A 16,396-nucleotide genomic window follows, 5' to 3' on the forward strand; every position below is an offset into this window, starting at 1 on the left:
CGCGCTAGCATCGGGGCCATGAGCAAGCCCTCCACGACCCTGATTCACCACCCGTACACCCCGCCTGCCAACTTCGCCGCACCGCAGCCGGGCATCTACAAGGCCTCGACCGTGTTTTTCACCGACGTGGCCGCCATGCGCGCACGCGACTGGAAGACCAAGGCGGGCTATACCTACGGCCTGCACGGCACGCCGACCACGTTCACGCTCGAAGAACGCCTGGCCACGCTCGAGGGCGGCACCGAGTGCCTGCTGGTGCCGAGCGGGCTCGCCGCGATTTCCCTGGTCGCTTTCGCTTTCCTGAAGAGCGGCGACGAGGTGCTGATTCCGGACAACGCCTATGGCCCCAACAAGGCGCTCGCCACCGGCGAACTGGCCAACTTCGGCATCACGCACCGCATGTACGACGCGATGAATCCGGCCGACCTGGCCGCCAAGCTCTCGGATCGCACGCGGCTCGTGTGGGTCGAGGCGGCGGGCTCGGTGACGATGGAGTTCCCCGATCTGCCGGCGCTGGTGGACCTCTGCCGCACCCGCGGCGTGGTCACGGCGCTCGACAACACCTGGGGCGCGGGCCTGGCGTTCGCGCCCTTCGATTTCAACGGCAGCGGGCAGGGCGTGGACATCTCGGTGCATGCGCTCACCAAGTATCCGAGCGGTGGCGGCGACGTGCTGATGGGCAGCGTCACCACGCGCGACGAGCGGCTGCACCGCGCGCTGAAGCTCACCCACATGCGCATGGGCTTCGGTGTGGGCGTGGGCGACGTGGAAACCCTGCTGCGCTCGCTGCCCAGCATCGGCTTGCGCTATGCCGCCCACGACCGCACGGCGCGCGAGCTGGCGCGATGGCTCGCCGGCCGGGAGGAGGTAGCCCAGGTGCTCCACCCGGCGCTTGAAGAATCCCCCGGCCATGCGAACTGGCGTGCGCTGTGCGGCGAAACCGACCTGGCCGCCGGCCTGTTCTCCATCGTTTTCGACGAGCGCTACAGCACCGAGCAGGTCGACCGCTTCTGCGACAGCCTCAACCTGTTCCGGCTCGGCTATTCGTGGGGCGGGCCGGTCAGCCTCGTGGTGCCCTACGACATCGGCCTGATGCGCGACGCGAACGTGGCGCGTTGGCCCCACAAGGGCACGCTCGTGCGCTTCTCGATCGGCCTGGAGGACGTGGAAGACCTGCGCGCCGATCTGCTGCAGGCACTGTCACGGATGTAAGGCCGCTCTAGGCAGGCCATGGCAAGAAAGCAGCGCAAGAGCAAGAGCCAGTCCGTCGCGGTACACGCCGTGCGCGGGAGGGCGCCGGCGCGGCCGTCCGATGCCGCGGTATCGCGCGTACTGAAGATCCCTGCGCAGGTGCTGGAGGCGGTGGCGCAGGGCGGTCCGCTCGAGGGCGTGCCGGACATCACGGCCACGCGGCTCCTGCTCGGCGGATTGGTGGCGCTTTTCGCGCTGATTGCACTCTCGTTGGGTGCGGCAGTCCTGCTGCAGGACGACGGGTCGAACCTGCATGGCAATGAAGCGATCGTCGCGCTGGCCATCCTCGCGCTCTTCGCGGGGCTGGGCGGCGGGCTCTGGTATCTGCTGCGCCAGTTGGCGAACGCGGGCCAGGGCTCGATCCGGATCGACGCCGAGGGCATGCGCTGGGGCGATCCCGCGCTGCCGCAGGCGGTGGCCTGGAACGAGGTGTGCCGCACGCGCAGCGGCCTGCACGACGTGCGAACCGAATTCGTCTCGAGCGACGCGATCGTCAAGCGGCTGGTCTTCCACCGTACCGTGGGCGCTTCCGAGGATGCGGAAATCAGGCTGCCGCTGGCTCTGACGATCGACACCGGGCGCGTCGTTCGCTTCCGCAACCGCGCCGTGCTCCTGCGCGCGCTGCTGCTGCGGCTCGCCACCCAGCCGCGGCCGCGGCTGCGCTTTGCGGCCGAGCTGTTCATCGACGCCGGCATCGATCCGGAGACCTGGGAGCCCATGCTGGCCCCGAGACGCTGGATGTGGTTTTCTTCCCTGGCCGCGCTGCTGCCGGCGTTGGCCGTGATCATCCTCTGGCCCGTGGGCGAGCACGTCGGCTGGATGGTCGCCGCTCTGATCCTGGCCATGGTGATGGGGGCTGGCGCCATGGGCTGGTTCATGCACCAGCGCTATCCCGGTTTGCAAGGTGTGTTCGAGTTCGAAACACCGTCCGGTTCCTCGCCTTGAGACTGCACCGTTATCGCTTACAGTAGGCTACGCACAGTCACCGTGACTGTCTCGCCTCAAGGAGAAGCAGTGGCAACACCAAATTACGGCTACGAGAAGCGCCAGAAGGAGCTGGCCAAGAAGAAGAAAAAGGAAGAGAAGCTCCGCGAAAAGGCCAATCGCAAGCTCTCTCCCAGCAGCGAAGGGCTCGCTCCGGGTGACCCGGAAACCGACGTGGCCTCGCTCGAGCGCGATCCACCCACGGTGCCCGATCTGCCGACCAAGAACGGTTGATTCGCCATCGACGCTTTCGATGAAAAGCCGCTGCAGGCCTCCGGGCTCGCAGCGGCTTTTTATTTGTTCGGGGCCGCCTTATTTGGCGGCGAGCAGCTTGCGCAGTTCCGGCCAGACGTTGTCGAGCAGCTGCGGCTGCGCCGCGGCCGTGGGATGAATGCGGTCGGCCTGGAACAGCGAGAGCGCATCGGGTGCGTCGGCCACCCCCTTGAGCAGGAAGGGCACGAGCGCCGCCTTGGTCGTGCTGGCCACCTTGCCGAACATGGCCTCGAAGCGCCGCGTGTATTCGCCGCCGTAGTTGGGCGGCACCTGGATGCCGACGATCAGCACCTTGGCACCGGCCGCTTGCGCCGACTGGGTGATCTGCAGCAGGTTTTCCTCGGTGTTCTGGAGCGGCAGGCCGCGCAGCGCGTCATTGGCGCCAAGCTCGACCACCACGTGGCTGGGCTTGTGCTGCGCCAGCAGCGACGCAAAGCGGGCACGTCCGCCCGAACTGGTGTCGCCGCTGATGCTGGCGTTGATCACCGTGGCCGCGATTTTTTGTTGGGCGAGCCGCTTTTCGAGCAGGGGAACCCAGCCTTCGCCGCGCTTCAGGCCGTATTCGGCGCTCAGCGAGTCGCCAAGCACCAGAATGACCGGCTTGCGAGGCGAGGCCGCCTGCGCACTTTGGGCCTGGGCCGTCGCCGATGTCCCTGCGATGCCGAATGCGGCAGTGGTCAAGATAAAGTCACGTCGATTCAAAACGAAAAGCCTTTCCATGTCCCAACCCCCGTCTGAAGCCATTGTCGCCGTCGAGCACGTGTTCAAGTCCGTTACCGACTCGACCGGTACGCTGGACATTCTGCAGGACATCGATTTCACCCTGGGCTCGCGGGAAACCGCCGCCATCGTGGGTGCTTCCGGCTCCGGCAAGAGCACCTTGCTGTCGATCATCGCGGGGCTCGACACGCCCACGCGCGGCACCGTCAAGCTCGCGGGTGACGACATCTTTGCCATCGACGAGGACGAGCGCGCCGCGCTGCGCGCCCAGCGCGTGGGTTTCGTGTTCCAGAGCTTCCAGCTGCTCGGCAACCTGAGCGCGCTCGAGAACGTGATGCTGCCGCTCGAACTGGCCGACCGCAAGGACGCGCGCAAGGCCGCCACCGAGATGCTCGGGCGGGTCGGGCTCGGGCAGCGCCTCGGCCATTACCCCAAGGTGCTCTCGGGCGGCGAACAGCAGCGTGTGGCCTTGGCCAGGGCCTTCGTGGTGCAGCCGGCCCTGCTGCTGGCCGACGAGCCCACCGGCAGCCTCGATTTCGCGACGGGCGAGCAGGTCATGCGGCTGATGTTCGATCTGAACCGGGAACTGGGCACCACGCTCGTGCTCGTCACGCATGACCGCGGCATTGCCGCCCAATGCGAGCGCCGCATCACCATCGAGGCCGGGCGCATGGCACTCAACGAGTCGAAGCCCGTGCTCGTGGCCTCGCTCGAAGCATGATCGTTCCCCGGTTCTGGGCCGAAGGCCGCATCCAGGAGCACGTCGCGGGCAAGCAGATCACCGTGGTTCGCTACGGCTGGTCGGACGACAGCCCGATCGCCGCGCAGGCGCATGCCGACCAGCGCACGCGAGAGGCGTTCGACCGCATCGCCGGCGGCGAAGAGCTCAACCGCCGCGAGCGCAAGCTGGCCTACAACGGGGCCGAAGGCGTGCCCATCCGCGAGGAAATCGTCGAGCGGCAGGGCGACACCGTCGTCACGCGCAACAGCTACGGCGCGCGCTGCCTCAACACGCCCGACGTGCTGTTCGTCGACATCGATTTCGACGAACCCCTGCGCGGCAGCGTGGTCGGCTTTGCGCTGGCACCCGCGCTGATCGCAGGCATCGTCGGCGGCTGGACCGCCAAGACCTGGATAGGCGGGCTGATCGCCGCCCTCGTGGTCTTCATCGTCGCCTACCGCATCGGACTGGCCAAGAAGCGCGGCGAGGCCAGCGACAACCCCGCACCCGAGAAGCGTGCGGCCGAGCGCATCGGGCGCTTCGTCCAAAGCCACCCCGACTGGCACCTGCGCCTGTACCGCACGCCGGCCGGCTTCCGGGTGCTGGCGATGCACGACGTCTTCAGCCCGGCGGACGCGGCGGTGGCCGACTGCTTTCAAGCGCTGGGCGTCGACGAGGTCTATGCGCGCATGTGCCGCAACCAGAACTGCTTTCGCGCCCGCCTGAGCGCCAAGCCCTGGCGCATCGGCATCGGCGAGCACATGCGGCCGCGGCCGGGCGTCTGGCCCGTGTCGCCCGAGAAGCTGCCGGTGCGCGATGCCTGGGTCGCGCGCTACGAGAAGGCCGCCGAGGGCCATGCCGCCTGCCAATACCTGGAAAGCGCCGGCAACAGCGCCCGGGTGCATCCGAACGCGCTGGCCGTGCAGGAACTGCACGATGAACGGACCCGCGCACACAGCGGATTGCCGATCGCCTGAGGATCGGGTGGGCCCGCGCGGGTAGGGATAATCGGGGGATGTCTTCCCCCAAAGTGATCTTCGGCTTCCATGCCGTGGGCGTGCGCATCAAGACCGCGCCCAAATCGGTGCTCGAAGTGATGTTCGACACCAGCCGGCGCGACGCGCGCATGAAACAGTTCGTCGCACGTGCCCAGGAGGCCGGTGTGCGGCTGGTCGAGGCCGACGGCCTGCGGCTCGCCAAGCTCGCCGGCAGCCACGGACATCAGGGCGTGGTCGCGCGGGTCGAGCCCGCCGCGCAGATTCACTCGCTCGACGAGCTGCTCGAAGGCCTCGAAGAGGCCGGCACCGTGCCGCTGCTGCTGGTGCTCGACGGCGTGACCGATCCGCACAACCTCGGCGCCTGCCTGCGCGTGGCCGACGGCGCGGGAGCGCATGCGGTCATCGCGCCCAAGGACCATGCGGCCGGCATCAACGCCACCGTGGCCAAGGTGGCGAGCGGCGCCGCCGAAACCGTGCCGTACTTCATGGTGACGAACCTGGCGCGCACGCTGAACGAGCTCAAGGAGCGCAGCATCTGGTGCGTCGGCACCAGCGATGACGCCCCCGGAACCATCTACCAGAGCGACTTCAAGCGGCCCCTGGCGCTGGTGCTCGGCGCCGAGGGCGAGGGCATGCGCCAGCTCACCCGCAAGACCTGCGACGAGCTCGTGAGCATTCCGATGGCCGGCGCGGTCGAGAGCCTGAACGTCTCGGTGGCCAGCGGCGTGTGCCTCTACGAAGCCATGCGGCAGCGCGGCGCCTGAGGCTGCGCCGCTAGCCCCTGGACAAGGGACTGGCCTTGCGGTGGAAGTACACGAGCTCCGCCATGCGCCGCATGGGCGGCGTACCCAGCAGCCGGTTGAACATCCAGTCGTTCTGGAAGTGGTCGAAAGCCCAGCGCAGTGCGCGCTTGAGCCGAAACCGCGGATACGTGCGCACGAACCAGCCGGCCGGGTCTTCCACTTCGCCCCGCACAAAGCGCGCGATGGCGTCGCCGGCGCGTTCGCCGTGCAGCAGGGCCGTATGAATGCCGCCGGCCGTCACCGGCGACACCATGCCCGCCGCATCGCCCACCAGCAGCGCGCGCTCGCGCGCCACCACGGGCAGCACGCCGCCGCACGGGATCATTCCCGCGCGAACCGCCACGGGTGGGGCGTCGCCCGCCGAGACCACCGAGGCGATCTTGCGCAACAGCGGATCGAGCCGGAGCGCCGGCGCGTCCTGCGTGCCCATGCGGCGCGCGAGCCCGACCTGGCTCACGCCGACGCCGTCGAGCGCCCATCCGATGTAGCCCGGCGCCAGTTGGCGATCGACGAAGCAATGCAGGAAACCGGGCGCCATGCGCGCGCCCTGGTATTCGTGCTCGACGCCGTAGAGAAAGCGCGTGTTGCGCGAGAGCCCGAGGGCCTTGGCAACGCGCGAATGCGGGCCGTCCGCGCCCACGATGTAGCGGGCTGAAATGCAAGGCCCCTGGGCCACCGGGACTTCCCAGCGGCCGTTCATCCACAGCGCCTGTTCGAACAGGGTGCCAAGCTGCACGTCGACCCCGCTGGCGCGGGCGGAATCGACCATCCAGTCGAGCAGGGCGGGCGCATCGGTGGCCCAGAACCAGTAGCCCGGTGCATGCAGGTCCACATGGCGCATGTCGGGCGAATAAAGCCGCACGCCGTCGATGCGGCGCACCAGGGCGGGCGGTACTTCCGCGAGCCATGGCACCGTATCGACCGCGTCCTTCACGATGATGCCGGTGGTGTGCAGCTTGGCGCCGGCGCTCGACTTCTTCTCCAGCACCATGACGCTGAGGCCCGCCAGTGCCGCGGCGCGGGCGCAGGCCAGCCCGGCAAAGCTTGCCCCGACCACGAGCAGGTCGACCTGCGCAACCGAAGGCCGTGGGCCGGCTATCGGTGGCGCCAGATGCGTGACAGCGGGAAATGCGGATTCTTCGAGGCGGGAAAAGGAACTGGAAACGAGCATGGGCGAGCTGACCTGTGGCGTTGCGCACCGCGACTTGCGGTGCGCACGCGAAGTTAGCTACGCCATGTACGCGCGGCGTGAAGCCTGCGTGAAGTGGAAGGCAGGCAGCGAATTCAGGAAGGATCTTTGCTGCGTGTGCGCGCCACCGCGCTGAAGATGCCGATGCCCAGGATGATCAACGCACCGATGCCGATGTAGAGGTCGGGCACGCCGGCCACCGAGGCGCCCCAGGCGAGGCCGGCCAGGAAGATCAGAAAACCGATCATGTAGAGCGCAAAAGACATGCTTGTCCCCGGAAGCTGTTGATGACTCGCAGTATCCCGGCGGGCAGCGGAGCGAGCACAGGCCGTCGTCGCCAGTCGCTGTGGGAACTTGCCTACTGCGTTTGGCACGGGCGCGTCAGCCCGATCCCCTATATTGGATGGATTGCCTCGCCGACTCCGAAGGAACGAACATGCGCCTTATCCCCTGCACCGAGGAAGCCCACTCGGGCGCCATCCTTGCCATCCTCAACGAAGCCATCGCCAATTCGACCGCGCTGTACGACTACAAGCCCCGCGCGCCCGAGAACATGGTGGCGTGGTTCGCCACCAAGCGCGCCGGCGGCTTTCCCGTGATCGGCGCCGAAGACGAGGGCGGCAAGCTGCTGGGTTTTGCGAGCTACGGGGCGTTTCGCGCCTTTCCCGCCTACAAGTACACGGTGGAGCACTCGGTCTACGTCGAGGCCGGTCACCGCGGCGCCGGCCTCGGCCGCACGCTCATGGAAGCGATCATTGCCGAGGCTGTCGCGCGCGACGTGCATGTCATGGTCGGCGCCATCGATGCCGCGAATGCCGGCAGCATCGGGCTTCACGAACGGCTGGGCTTCGAACATGCCGGCACCGTGCGGCAGGCCGGATTCAAGTTCGGCCGCTGGCTCGACGTGGCCTTCTACCAGCGGATTCTTTCGACGCCGCTGAATCCGGTCGACGGCTAGGCGGCGCGTCCGGTTCTCAGGCGGGCGTTTCGTCGCTCGCCCGGTCCAGCATCTGGATGGTGCCGGCATCGAGCTTCAGCTGGGTGGCGACGACCAGTTCCTCCAACTGCGCGATCGAGGTTGCGCTGGCAATCGGTGCCGTGACCGAAGGCCGCGCAATCTGCCACGCAATCGCGACCTGACCCGGCTTGGCGTTGTACTGCTGGGCCACCTTGTCGAGCGCTTCGAGAATGCGCAGCCCGCGCGGGTTGAGGTATTTCTTGGTGGTGTTGGCGCCGCGTGCGCTCTTGGCCGCGTCGGCTTCGGTGCGGTACTTGCCGGTCAGAAAGCCGGCTGCCAACGCGTAGAAATTGATCACGCCCACCTCCCGCTTCACGCACAGCGGCTCGAGCGCGTCTTCGAACACGGCGCGGTCGTACAGGTTGTACAGCGGCTGCAGGCTCTCGTAACGCGCAATGCCCAGCCGCTCCGACACGTCCAGCGCTTCGGCCAGCCGCGGCGCGCTGAAGTTCGAGGCCCCAATGGCGCGCACCTTGCCGGCCTTGATCAGGTCGTCGAAGGCGCCCAGCGAATCTTCGAGCGGCGTGGCGGCATCGTCGTCGTGCGACTGGTACAGGTCGATGAAGTCCGTCTGAAGCCGCTGGAGCGAGGCTTCCACCGCTTCACGGATGTAGCCGGGCGAGAGGCCCACCTTGCCTTCGCCCATCGGCTTGCCCACCTTGGTGGCCAGCACCACGCGGTTGCGCTTGCCGCTCTGCTTGAGCCACTTGCCGATGATGGTCTCGGACTCTCCGCCGGTGTGCCCCGGCACCCAACTCGAATAGACATCGGCCGTGTCGATGAAGTTGAACCCCGCATCGAGCCAGGCGTCGAGCAGGCGGAACGAGGTGGCTTCGTCCACCGTCCAGCCGAAGACGTTGCCACCGAAGGCGAGCGGGGAGACCAGGAGGCCCGAGCGGCCCAGAGAGCGAAGTTGCGACATGAAGTTTCTTCCCTAAAAAAGAGCGAGGATCAGACAAAACCGATGGCACCGAGCAGCGCGCCCGCGCCGAGCAGCCACAGCAGGTGAACGCGCGTGCGCCACACGACAAGGGTCGCCACCGCGCTCAGCAGCCACAGGTGCCAGGCGGGCGCGTCGCCCGAATGGTTGCCCGCCGCGAGCACCCAGCCGGTGGCAATCAACAGGCCCACCACCACCGGCGCCATGCCTTGCTTGAAGGCACGCACGCCGCGCCTGTCGCGGTTACGGTGGCCCCAGCGCGTGGCAAGGTAGGTGAGGGTGGTGCTCGGCAGCATGATGCCGACCATGGTGACCAGCAGCCCGAAAAAACCGAGCAGCCAGGCGCCCGGCCCGGCGCCGATGCCTCCGCCCGCGTTGAGCCCGACGTTCCAGCCCATGAGCGCGACGAAGAGCACGTTCGGGCCCGGCGCGGCTTGCGCGATGGCCACCGACGAGCTGAATTGCGCGTCGGTGAGCCAGCCGTGCTGCGCAACGAGGTAGCGGTGCATGTCGGGCACGGTGGTGATCGCGCCGCTGATCGACAACAGCGAAAGCAGCAGGTACTGGCCGAAAAGCGCCAGCCAGTCGTGCCATTGCATCACGATCGTCATATGGCTCATGCGGCCCCCACGCTCGGCACTGGCGTGTCCTCGCTGCCCCCCGAGGGGGCGCTCGCACCTTGGGGCGGCCCGGCGGTGCTCATGGCGCAATCCTCCGCCACGTCCATGCGCACGCCACGCCGCCCACCGCCAGCAGCACCCAGCCGAGCGGAATCTTCAATAGGGCGATGGCACCGAACACCAGCGCCACGAACACCAGGCAGGCGGCAAAGCCCAGCGGATGCTTGCGCAGCTGCGGAATCAGCTTGATGCCGGTGGCGGCGATCAGCCCGCCCGACACCGCGCCCATGCCGCGCAGCGCGCCCGCCACCTGCGGGTTGCCCGCGTAATGGGCATAGAGCACGGCCAGCATCAGGATGACGACGAGCGGTATTGCGAGCATGCCGGCCACGGCGGCGATCCCGCCGCGCAGTCCGAAGTAGCGGTCGCCGATCATCAGCGCGAGGTTGACCACGTTGGGGCCCGGCATCACCTGGGCCACGGCCCAGTCCTCGAGAAACTGCTCGGGCGTGAGCCAGCGCTTTTTCTCGACCATTTCGCGTTGGACGATGGCCAGGACGCCACCGAATCCCTGCAGCGCGAGCCAGGTGAATGAAACAAAAAGGTCGCGTGGCGACTTCGGTTGCGGAGGGTCGGACGGCGCTGCCGCGCCTGAGGGGGACGGATGCATGTGGGTGCGATTATCGTAGCCACTTGCAACTTGCCGGGGACTGCGCTGACATGTCCCTGCGTCATTCAACGGGAGACTTCATGGTCATGCAAATTCGCGCACTCTTCGATCTCTGCAAGGAGGCCGTGGCCTCCTGGTCGAACGACTACGCTCCCAGCATGGGCGCCGCACTGGCCTACTACACGGTGTTCTCGATTGCGCCGCTGCTGCTGATCGTCATTGCCGTGGCCGGGCTGGTGTTCGGCGAGGAGGCCGCGCGAGGCGAAATCTTCCTGCAGCTTTCGGGCCTCATGGGAGAGCAGGGCGCGGCTGCCGTGCAGGGCATGTTGCAGGCGGTCAACAAGCCCACCGAGGGCGTCGTGGCCACGGTGGCCGGCATCGGCCTGCTGGTGATCGGCGCGACCACCGTCTTCGGCGAACTGCAGGATGCGCTCGACCGCATCTGGCGCGCGCCGGCCCGCGCAAAGAACAAGGGGCTGTTCAACCTGCTGCGCGTGCGCTTGCTGTCGTTCAGCATGATCATGGGCATCGGCTTCCTGCTCATGGTGTCTCTGGTGGCCAGTGCGGCGCTCGCCGCGCTGGGCAAATGGTGGTCGCCGGTGTTCGGTGCCTGGGCCACCCTGGCGCAGGCGGTGAACTTCGTCTTCAGCTTTGCCATGGTGACGGTGATCTTCGCGATGATCTACAAGATCATGCCGCGCGCCAGGGTGCAGTGGCGCGACGTGTGGGTGGGGTCGGCCGTCACCGCATTGCTCTTCACCATCGGCAAGCACCTCATCGGCCTCTATATCGGCAAGAGCAGCGTGGCTTCGGGCTACGGCGCCGCGGGCTCGCTGGTGGTGGTGCTGGTGTGGGTGTATTACTCGGCGCAGATTTTTCTTCTGGGCGCCGAGTTCACCTGGGTGTATGCCAAGACCTACGGCTCGCTCAAGAACGCCAGGGACAGCGCCAGCGCGAATCCTTCGCCGACCCGGTCGGAGCCGCTGCTCCAGCGCTAGCCGGCAAAACCGCCTTCGTCCAGAAAGCGTTGCTCCTCGGCGCTGCTGGTGCGCCCGAGCAGCTTGTTGCGGTGTGGAAAGCGGCCGAAGCGCGCAATGATGTCGCGGTGCAAAACCGCGAAGCGCTGGGTGTTGGCATCGAGCGCCGCGTTGAGCTCGACCGAGCGCTCCTGGTCCGCCAGCGATTCGGAGTGCATGAACGGCAGGTAGAAAAAGCGCCGCAACTCGCCGTCGACCTTCAGGTCGAGGCCGGCCTCGATCGCTGCGCGGGCAATGGCCAAGGCCTTGGCGTCCGTCGCGAGCATGCGTGCGTTGCCGCGCCAGGTGTTGCGCGGGAACTGGTCGAGCAGCACCAGCAGCGCGAGGGCGCCGCCGGCGTCGCGCGCCCAGTGGTCGAGCTCGCCGCGGGCGGCTGCTTCGTGCGCGGCAAGAAAGCGCCCGCCGAATTCGGCGTCGAAGGCGTCGCTCTTGGCAAACCATCGATCGGGTCCGGCGTTGCGCCAGAAGTCGACGACGTCGTGGGCGGTGGGAAGGTCGGCAGGGTTCATCGCCGCATTCTCTTTCAGCTTGCGTCGCTGCGTCATTGCGCCGGGCCTGAAAAAGTCGCGGTGGTGGCCGACACGCGCATGCGCCCGCGCTGCCTATGCTGGAGCGGTTTCATAACTCAGGAGATAACGCTCATGAACCGATATGGCACCCTTTTGCGCGCAACCCTCGTTGCCGCCGTGGCCAGTGCCGCGCTGGCCGGCTGCGGGATGATGTCCAGGTCGAACACCGCGAGCTTCAGCGGAGCGATGAACGCCGCCAGCGAAGTGCCGCCCAACATGACACGCGGCAGCGGCCTGGCCGAAGCCTGGCTCAACCGGGACACCAATGTCCTGAAGTACAAGATCACCTACAACGGCCTCAGCGGCCCGGCCACGGCCGCCCACTTCCACGGGCCCGCTCCCGCGGGCGCCAACGCCGGCGTGGTGCTGCCCTTTGCCAGGGCGGAGAGCCCGATCGAAGGCCAGGCCACGCTCACGCCCGCACAGGCAGCCGACCTGATCGCCGGCAAGTGGTACGCCAACATCCACACCGCCGCCAATCCGGCCGGCGAAATCCGGGGCCAGATGCTGCCCAAGATGTGAGGGGCGGTGGTCAGCTTGCGGTCGCGGGGCTGGTGTCAAATGACGCCATATGACAACGACGAAGAAGAAGACGCCCCGGGAGCCCCGTGCCGCACGCAAGACCACCCTCAATCCCTTCGCGGCGCGCCGCGAAGACATGCGCGCCGCGCGCAAAGCCCTGGTGCTGCAGGGCGGAGGCGCCCTCGGCGCCTACCAGGCCGGCGTGTATGCCGCGCTCAGTGAAACCGATCTGCAGCCGCACTGGATCGCCGGCGTCTCGATCGGCGCCATCAACGCGGCGCTGATCGCGGGCAACGCCCCCGGGAAACGGGTCGAGCGGCTGCGGGAGTTCTGGCACCTGGTGTCTTCCGGACCGGCGCAGCGCCTGCCCTCGTGGTTGGGCGACCGCGCCACGCAGAACCAGTGGAGCGCCGCCATGGCGACGCTGGTCGGCATTCCCGGTTTTTTCGAGCCGCGCTATTCGCCCGCGCTGCTGATGGGCGCCGCGGCACCGCTTCTGAGCTACTACGACACCGCGCCGCTCAAGCTCACGCTCGAGCGCCTGATCGACTTCGACCGCATCAACGCCTGCGAGGCGCGGTTCAGTGTGGGAGCGGTCGACGTGCGCACCGGAAACTCGGTGTACTTCGACAACACGCGCCAGCGCATCGGCCCGGAACACATCATGGCCAGCGGCGCGCTGCCGCCGGGCTTTGCGCCGGTCACCATCGACGGCGACGACTACTGGGACGGCGGCATCGTCTCGAACACGCCGCTCCAATACGTGCTCGACATCCATCCGCGCTCCGAGCCGCTGGTGGTGCTGCAGGTCGATCTCTTCAACGCGCGCGGCGAGATGCCGCGCACGCTGTCGGGCGTGCTGGAGCGGCAGAAGGACATCACCTACTCGAGCCGCACCCGCATGAACACCGATGCGCTGGCCGCCAACCTGAACCTGCAGCAGGCCATTGCGGACCTGATCACCAAGCTGCCGGCCAGCCTTCGCAACGATCCGAGCGTGCTTGCGGTGCAGTCGCAGCTGACGCACGAGCCCATCGACATCTTTCATTTGATCTACCGCGACAAGCCCTACGAGGCCGAATCGAAGGACTACGAGTTCTCGCGCGCCGCCGTCGAAGAACACTGGGAGGCCGGCGCGCGCGACATGCGCACGACGCTGGCGCATCCCGAGACGCTGCGCAGCGACGCCACCGTGAACGGCGTGACCACCTTCGATCTCGGCGAGCATGGCTCGGGCCGGGTCAAGCGTCCGGGACTGTCCCGCTGAAGCAGCCGATTTCAGCTTCGACTAAGAAACCAGCGCCAGACTGGCTCGGTCACGCAAACAGGAGGAAATGTCAGTGAACATCGAAGACGTACGGCGGCAGGCCTTCGCCATGCCGCTCACCAGCCCCGCCTTTCCGCGCGGACCGTACCGGTTCGTGCGCCGCGAATTTCTCGTAATTACCTACCGCACCGACATGGACGCGCTGCGCGCCGTGGTGCCCGAGCCGCTCGAGGTCGTCGAGCCGCTCGTCAAGTATGAATTCATCCGCATGCCCGATTCCACCGGCTTCGGCGACTACACCGAATCGGGCCAGGTGATTCCGGTGCAGCTGCGTACCGCCAGGGGCGTGGAGCAGGGCGCCTACGTGCATGCGATGTACCTCGATGACCATCCACCGATTGCCGGCGGCCGCGAGCTCTGGGGTTTTCCGAAGAAGCTCGCCTCGCCGGTGCTGTCCTACGAGACCGATGTGATCGTCGGCACGCTCGACTACGGCAAGGTGCGCGTGGCCAAGGCCACCATGGGTTTCAAGCATCGCGCGCTCGATCACCCGCCGGTTCTCGCGGGCATTGCGCAGCCGAATTTCCTGCTCAAGATCATTCCGCACGTCGACGGCACGGCCCGCATCTGCGAGCTGGTGCGCTATCACATGGTCGACATCACGCTGCACGGCGCGTGGACCGCGCCGGCCTCGCTCGAACTGCATCCGCATGCGCTGGCGCCGGTGGCCGATCTGCCGGTGCGCAAGGTCGAATCGGCCGTGCATTACATCGCCGACATGACGCTCGCGCTGGGTACGGTCGAGCACGACTATCTCGCCTGACCACTGCCATCTTTTTTCATTCCAACTCTGAAGGAACATTCACCATGCAACTCAAGGACAAGGTCGCCTACATCACCGGCTCGGCCAGCGGCATCGGCAAGGAAATTGCCATCCTCTTCGCGCAGGAAGGCGCCAAGATCATCATTGCCGACCTCAACAAGGAAGCGGCCGACGCCACCGCGGCCGAGCTCAAGGCCACGGGCGCACAGGCCATCGGCGTGGCCGTGGACGTCACCAACGAAGACCAGGTCAACGCCTCGGTCGAAGAGGGCGCCAAGGCCTTCGGCGGCATCGACATCCTGATCAGCAATGCCGGCATCCAGATCGTGCATCCGGTCGAGGAGTTCAGCTTTGCCGACTGGAAGAAGATGCTAGCCATTCACCTCGACGGCGCCTTCCTCACCACCAAGGCCTGCCTCAAACACATGTACGCGCAAGGCCGCGGCGGCAGCGTGATCTACATGGGCTCGGTGCACTCGAAGGAAGCTTCGCTGCTGAAAGCCCCTTACGTGACCGCCAAGCACGGCCTCATCGGCCTGGCCAAGACGGTTGCGAAGGAAGGCGCCAAGCACGGCGTGCGCGCCAACGTGATCTGCCCGGGCTTCGTGCGCACGCCGCTGGTCGAAAAGCAGATTCCCGAGCAGGCGAAGACGCTCGGCATCACCGAAGAACAGGTCATCAAGAACGTGATGCTCAAGGAAACGGTCGACGGTGAATTCACCACCACCGAAGACGTGGCGCGCGTGGCGCTGCTGTTCGCGGCTTTCCCGACCAATGCGCTCACCGGCCAGTCGCTGGTGGTGAGCCACGGCTGGTTCATGCAGTAGCGAAGCCGCGCCGCTGCGCGCGGCACACGATGGTTCACCCTAATGTCTCTGGCGAGCGAACTGTGCGAAAACCCGCATGAGCCGTTCAAACGTCATACCAATGACTTTCGCCAGGAGACAACCACCATGCGTGTTCGTTCGTCCCGTTTCGTTTCGCGACGCTCCTTCGTTACCCATGCCGCAGGCGTCGCGGCCGGGCTCGCCCTGTTTGCAGCGGCGGCCCCCGCGGCCGCGCAGGCGTATCCGAGCCGGCCTGTCACGCTGATCGTTCCCTGGGGTGCGGGCGGCGGCACCGATGCCACGGCCCGCATCATCGCCAGCCTGCTCGAAAAGGAATTGGGCCAACCGATCACGGTGGTGAACCGCACCGGCGGCAACGGCGTGGTGGGCCACTCGGCCATTGCCGCCGCACCGCCCGACGGCTACACCCTCGGCATGGCCACGGTCGAGATCGGCATGATGCACTGGCAAGGGCTGACGCAGCTCACAAGCACGTCGTACACGCCCATCGGCCTTGCCAACCTCGACCCGGCCGGCATTCAGGTGCGGGCCGACGCACCCTACAAGACCGTGCCCGAACTGCTCGCGGCCATCAAGGCCAGCCCCGGCAAGCTCAAGGCTTCCGGCACAGGGCAGGGCGGCATCTGGCACCTGGCCATTGCCGGCCTCTTGCGCGACCAGAAGATCGATCCCGCGGCCGTGCCGTGGGTGCCGAGCAACGGCGCGGCACCCGGCCTGCAAGACGTGGTCGCGGGCGGCGTAGACATCGCACCGGTCTCGCTGCCCGAGGCGCGTTCGCTGATCGACGCGGGCAAGGTCAAGAGCCTTGCAATCATGAGCGACAAGCCTTCGGCGCTTTATCCGAATGTGCCCACGCTCAAGGCGGCGATCGGCAGCGACTGGTCGATGGCGGCCTGGCGCGGCATCGTCGCCCCCAAGGGCCTTCCGGCCGACGTGCGCGACAAGCTTGCGGGCGCCCTCAAGAAAGTGGTGGCGAGCAAGGAGTACACCGACTTCATGGCGTCTCGCGGCTTCGGCGTGATCTACGCGGGGCCCGACGAATTCGCCGCCTACATGGCGAAGTCCGACGCCGAACTCGGCGCAACCATGAAGGCCGTGGGTATCGTCAAGTGAGCGCCGCGCGGCGTGCGCGAGGGCCCATCG

The 16,396-nt window shown here is 67.1% G+C and carries 20 protein-coding genes; 13 read left to right on the forward strand and 7 right to left on the reverse strand.

Annotated elements, in window-relative coordinates:
* Positions 1-18: 18 nt before the first annotated feature.
* The 3 genes from QFZ42_RS08550 (at position 19) to QFZ42_RS08560 (ending at position 2,469) form a co-directional block, all read left to right on the forward strand.
* A complete protein-coding gene (locus QFZ42_RS08550; protein WP_307700550.1) occupies positions 19-1,212 on the forward strand; it encodes a PLP-dependent transferase in 1,194 nt (397 codons plus the stop codon).
* An 18-nt stretch (positions 1,213-1,230) separates the two neighbouring features.
* The gene (locus QFZ42_RS08555; RefSeq protein ID WP_307700551.1) at positions 1,231-2,196 is read left to right on the forward strand and encodes a hypothetical protein; all 966 of its coding nucleotides are present in this window, start codon (positions 1,231-1,233) and stop codon (positions 2,194-2,196) included.
* 69 nt (positions 2,197-2,265) lie between these two features.
* A complete protein-coding gene (locus QFZ42_RS08560) occupies positions 2,266-2,469 on the forward strand; it encodes a hypothetical protein (RefSeq protein ID WP_047785064.1) in 204 nt (67 codons plus the stop codon).
* A gap of 78 nt (positions 2,470-2,547) precedes the next feature.
* Here the strand turns inward: QFZ42_RS08560 and QFZ42_RS08565 are convergent, their stop codons facing one another.
* The gene (locus QFZ42_RS08565; protein ID WP_307700552.1) at positions 2,548-3,228 is read right to left on the reverse strand and encodes an arylesterase; all 681 of its coding nucleotides are present in this window, start codon (positions 3,226-3,228) and stop codon (positions 2,548-2,550) included.
* Here QFZ42_RS08565 and QFZ42_RS08570 point away from each other — a divergent pair.
* The 3 genes from QFZ42_RS08570 to rlmB are packed head-to-tail and all read left to right on the forward strand — an operon-like array spanning position 3,227 to position 5,711.
* Complete coding sequence (locus QFZ42_RS08570) at positions 3,227-3,949, forward strand: ABC transporter ATP-binding protein (RefSeq protein WP_307700553.1); 723 nt, start codon at positions 3,227-3,229, stop codon at positions 3,947-3,949. The genes QFZ42_RS08565 and QFZ42_RS08570 overlap by 2 nt on opposite strands.
* Positions 3,946-4,926, forward strand: coding sequence for a hypothetical protein (locus QFZ42_RS08575; RefSeq protein WP_307700554.1), 981 nt, complete (start codon positions 3,946-3,948; stop codon positions 4,924-4,926). The genes QFZ42_RS08570 and QFZ42_RS08575 overlap by 4 nt, the downstream gene beginning before the upstream one ends.
* A 38-nt stretch (positions 4,927-4,964) precedes the next feature.
* Positions 4,965-5,711, forward strand: coding sequence for a 23S rRNA (guanosine(2251)-2'-O)-methyltransferase RlmB (gene rlmB, locus QFZ42_RS08580; protein ID WP_307700555.1), 747 nt, complete (start codon positions 4,965-4,967; stop codon positions 5,709-5,711).
* Positions 5,712-5,721: 10 nt separating this feature from the next.
* Here the strand turns inward: rlmB and QFZ42_RS08585 are convergent, their stop codons facing one another.
* Positions 5,722-6,921 carry an NAD(P)/FAD-dependent oxidoreductase gene (locus QFZ42_RS08585; RefSeq protein WP_307700556.1) on the reverse strand — a complete coding sequence of 400 codons (1,200 nt, stop codon included), beginning with the start codon at positions 6,919-6,921 and terminating at the stop codon, positions 5,722-5,724.
* A gap of 113 nt (positions 6,922-7,034) precedes the next feature.
* Positions 7,035-7,205 carry a hypothetical protein gene (locus tag QFZ42_RS08590; RefSeq protein ID WP_307700557.1) on the reverse strand — a complete coding sequence of 57 codons (171 nt, stop codon included), beginning with the start codon at positions 7,203-7,205 and terminating at the stop codon, positions 7,035-7,037.
* Positions 7,206-7,375: 170 nt separating this feature from the next.
* Between QFZ42_RS08590 and QFZ42_RS08595 the strand changes: the two genes are divergently transcribed.
* On the forward strand, positions 7,376-7,897 hold the full coding sequence (locus QFZ42_RS08595) for a GNAT family N-acetyltransferase (protein ID WP_307700558.1): 522 nt from the start codon (positions 7,376-7,378) through the stop codon (positions 7,895-7,897).
* A gap of 16 nt (positions 7,898-7,913) precedes the next feature.
* Here the strand turns inward: QFZ42_RS08595 and QFZ42_RS08600 are convergent, their stop codons facing one another.
* The 3 genes from QFZ42_RS08600 to QFZ42_RS08610 form a co-directional block, all read right to left on the reverse strand.
* Positions 7,914-8,879: an aldo/keto reductase gene (locus QFZ42_RS08600; protein ID WP_307700559.1), complete on the reverse strand. Its 966-nt coding sequence runs from the start codon at positions 8,877-8,879 to the stop codon at positions 7,914-7,916.
* A 29-nt stretch (positions 8,880-8,908) separates the two neighbouring features.
* Positions 8,909-9,517 (reverse strand): chromate transporter, encoded by a 609-nt coding sequence (locus tag QFZ42_RS08605; protein ID WP_307700560.1) that lies wholly within the window; start codon positions 9,515-9,517, stop codon positions 8,909-8,911.
* Positions 9,518-9,596: 79 nt separating this feature from the next.
* The gene (locus QFZ42_RS08610; RefSeq protein ID WP_307700561.1) at positions 9,597-10,187 is read right to left on the reverse strand and encodes a chromate transporter; all 591 of its coding nucleotides are present in this window, start codon (positions 10,185-10,187) and stop codon (positions 9,597-9,599) included.
* 80 nt (positions 10,188-10,267) lie between these two features.
* On the opposite strand from QFZ42_RS08610, the gene QFZ42_RS08615 reads away from it, so the two are divergent.
* A complete protein-coding gene (locus tag QFZ42_RS08615) occupies positions 10,268-11,185 on the forward strand; it encodes a YihY/virulence factor BrkB family protein (protein WP_307700562.1) in 918 nt (305 codons plus the stop codon).
* Here the strand turns inward: QFZ42_RS08615 and QFZ42_RS08620 are convergent.
* Positions 11,182-11,733 (reverse strand): DUF924 family protein, encoded by a 552-nt coding sequence (locus QFZ42_RS08620; RefSeq protein WP_307704199.1) that lies wholly within the window; start codon positions 11,731-11,733, stop codon positions 11,182-11,184. The genes QFZ42_RS08615 and QFZ42_RS08620 overlap by 4 nt on opposite strands.
* A gap of 132 nt (positions 11,734-11,865) precedes the next feature.
* Here QFZ42_RS08620 and QFZ42_RS08625 point away from each other — a divergent pair, with 132 nt between their 5' ends.
* The 5 genes from QFZ42_RS08625 (at position 11,866) to QFZ42_RS08645 (ending at position 16,366) form a co-directional block, all read left to right on the forward strand.
* Positions 11,866-12,315 (forward strand): CHRD domain-containing protein, encoded by a 450-nt coding sequence (locus tag QFZ42_RS08625; protein ID WP_307700563.1) that lies wholly within the window; start codon positions 11,866-11,868, stop codon positions 12,313-12,315.
* Between the two features lie 49 nt (positions 12,316-12,364).
* Positions 12,365-13,582, forward strand: coding sequence for a patatin-like phospholipase family protein (locus QFZ42_RS08630; protein ID WP_307700564.1), 1,218 nt, complete (start codon positions 12,365-12,367; stop codon positions 13,580-13,582).
* Positions 13,583-13,655: 73 nt separating this feature from the next.
* On the forward strand, positions 13,656-14,405 hold the full coding sequence (locus QFZ42_RS08635; RefSeq protein ID WP_307700565.1) for an acetoacetate decarboxylase: 750 nt from the start codon (positions 13,656-13,658) through the stop codon (positions 14,403-14,405).
* Between the two features lie 44 nt (positions 14,406-14,449).
* Positions 14,450-15,232, forward strand: a complete 783-nt coding sequence (locus tag QFZ42_RS08640; protein ID WP_307700566.1) for a 3-hydroxybutyrate dehydrogenase — start codon at positions 14,450-14,452, stop codon at positions 15,230-15,232.
* Between the two features lie 126 nt (positions 15,233-15,358).
* Positions 15,359-16,366, forward strand: coding sequence for a tripartite tricarboxylate transporter substrate binding protein (locus QFZ42_RS08645; RefSeq protein WP_307700567.1), 1,008 nt, complete (start codon positions 15,359-15,361; stop codon positions 16,364-16,366).
* Positions 16,367-16,396 lie beyond the last annotated feature (30 nt).

Source organism: Variovorax paradoxus (genome assembly GCF_030815855.1).
GTDB lineage: Bacteria > Pseudomonadota > Gammaproteobacteria > Burkholderiales > Burkholderiaceae_C > Variovorax > Variovorax paradoxus_M.

What these genes read in the sequence shown, in the direction of transcription:
- QFZ42_RS08640 (WP_307700566.1), top strand. Translation starts at nt 14,450, where the DNA reads ATGCAACTCAAGGACAAGGTCGCCTACATCACCGGCTCGGCCAGCGGC.
- QFZ42_RS08550 (WP_307700550.1), top strand. Translation starts at nt 19, where the DNA reads ATGAGCAAGCCCTCCACGACCCTGATTCACCACCCGTACACCCCGCCT.
- QFZ42_RS08625 (WP_307700563.1), top strand. Translation starts at nt 11,866, where the DNA reads ATGAACCGATATGGCACCCTTTTGCGCGCAACCCTCGTTGCCGCCGTG.
- QFZ42_RS08630 (WP_307700564.1), top strand. Translation starts at nt 12,365, where the DNA reads ATGACAACGACGAAGAAGAAGACGCCCCGGGAGCCCCGTGCCGCACGC.
- QFZ42_RS08590 (WP_307700557.1), bottom strand. Translation starts at nt 7,205, where the DNA reads ATGTCTTTTGCGCTCTACATGATCGGTTTTCTGATCTTCCTGGCCGGC.
- QFZ42_RS08645 (WP_307700567.1), top strand. Translation starts at nt 15,359, where the DNA reads ATGCGTGTTCGTTCGTCCCGTTTCGTTTCGCGACGCTCCTTCGTTACC.
- QFZ42_RS08605 (WP_307700560.1), bottom strand. Translation starts at nt 9,517, where the DNA reads ATGAGCCATATGACGATCGTGATGCAATGGCACGACTGGCTGGCGCTT.
- QFZ42_RS08555 (WP_307700551.1), top strand. Translation starts at nt 1,231, where the DNA reads ATGGCAAGAAAGCAGCGCAAGAGCAAGAGCCAGTCCGTCGCGGTACAC.
- QFZ42_RS08575 (WP_307700554.1), top strand. Translation starts at nt 3,946, where the DNA reads ATGATCGTTCCCCGGTTCTGGGCCGAAGGCCGCATCCAGGAGCACGTC.
- QFZ42_RS08595 (WP_307700558.1), top strand. Translation starts at nt 7,376, where the DNA reads ATGCGCCTTATCCCCTGCACCGAGGAAGCCCACTCGGGCGCCATCCTT.
- QFZ42_RS08565 (WP_307700552.1), bottom strand. Translation starts at nt 3,228, where the DNA reads ATGGAAAGGCTTTTCGTTTTGAATCGACGTGACTTTATCTTGACCACT.
- QFZ42_RS08620 (WP_307704199.1), bottom strand. Translation starts at nt 11,733, where the DNA reads ATGAACCCTGCCGACCTTCCCACCGCCCACGACGTCGTCGACTTCTGG.
- QFZ42_RS08570 (WP_307700553.1), top strand. Translation starts at nt 3,227, where the DNA reads ATGTCCCAACCCCCGTCTGAAGCCATTGTCGCCGTCGAGCACGTGTTC.
- QFZ42_RS08600 (WP_307700559.1), bottom strand. Translation starts at nt 8,879, where the DNA reads ATGTCGCAACTTCGCTCTCTGGGCCGCTCGGGCCTCCTGGTCTCCCCG.
- QFZ42_RS08585 (WP_307700556.1), bottom strand. Translation starts at nt 6,921, where the DNA reads ATGCTCGTTTCCAGTTCCTTTTCCCGCCTCGAAGAATCCGCATTTCCC.
- rlmB (WP_307700555.1), top strand. Translation starts at nt 4,965, where the DNA reads ATGTCTTCCCCCAAAGTGATCTTCGGCTTCCATGCCGTGGGCGTGCGC.
- QFZ42_RS08610 (WP_307700561.1), bottom strand. Translation starts at nt 10,187, where the DNA reads ATGCATCCGTCCCCCTCAGGCGCGGCAGCGCCGTCCGACCCTCCGCAA.
- QFZ42_RS08615 (WP_307700562.1), top strand. Translation starts at nt 10,268, where the DNA reads ATGGTCATGCAAATTCGCGCACTCTTCGATCTCTGCAAGGAGGCCGTG.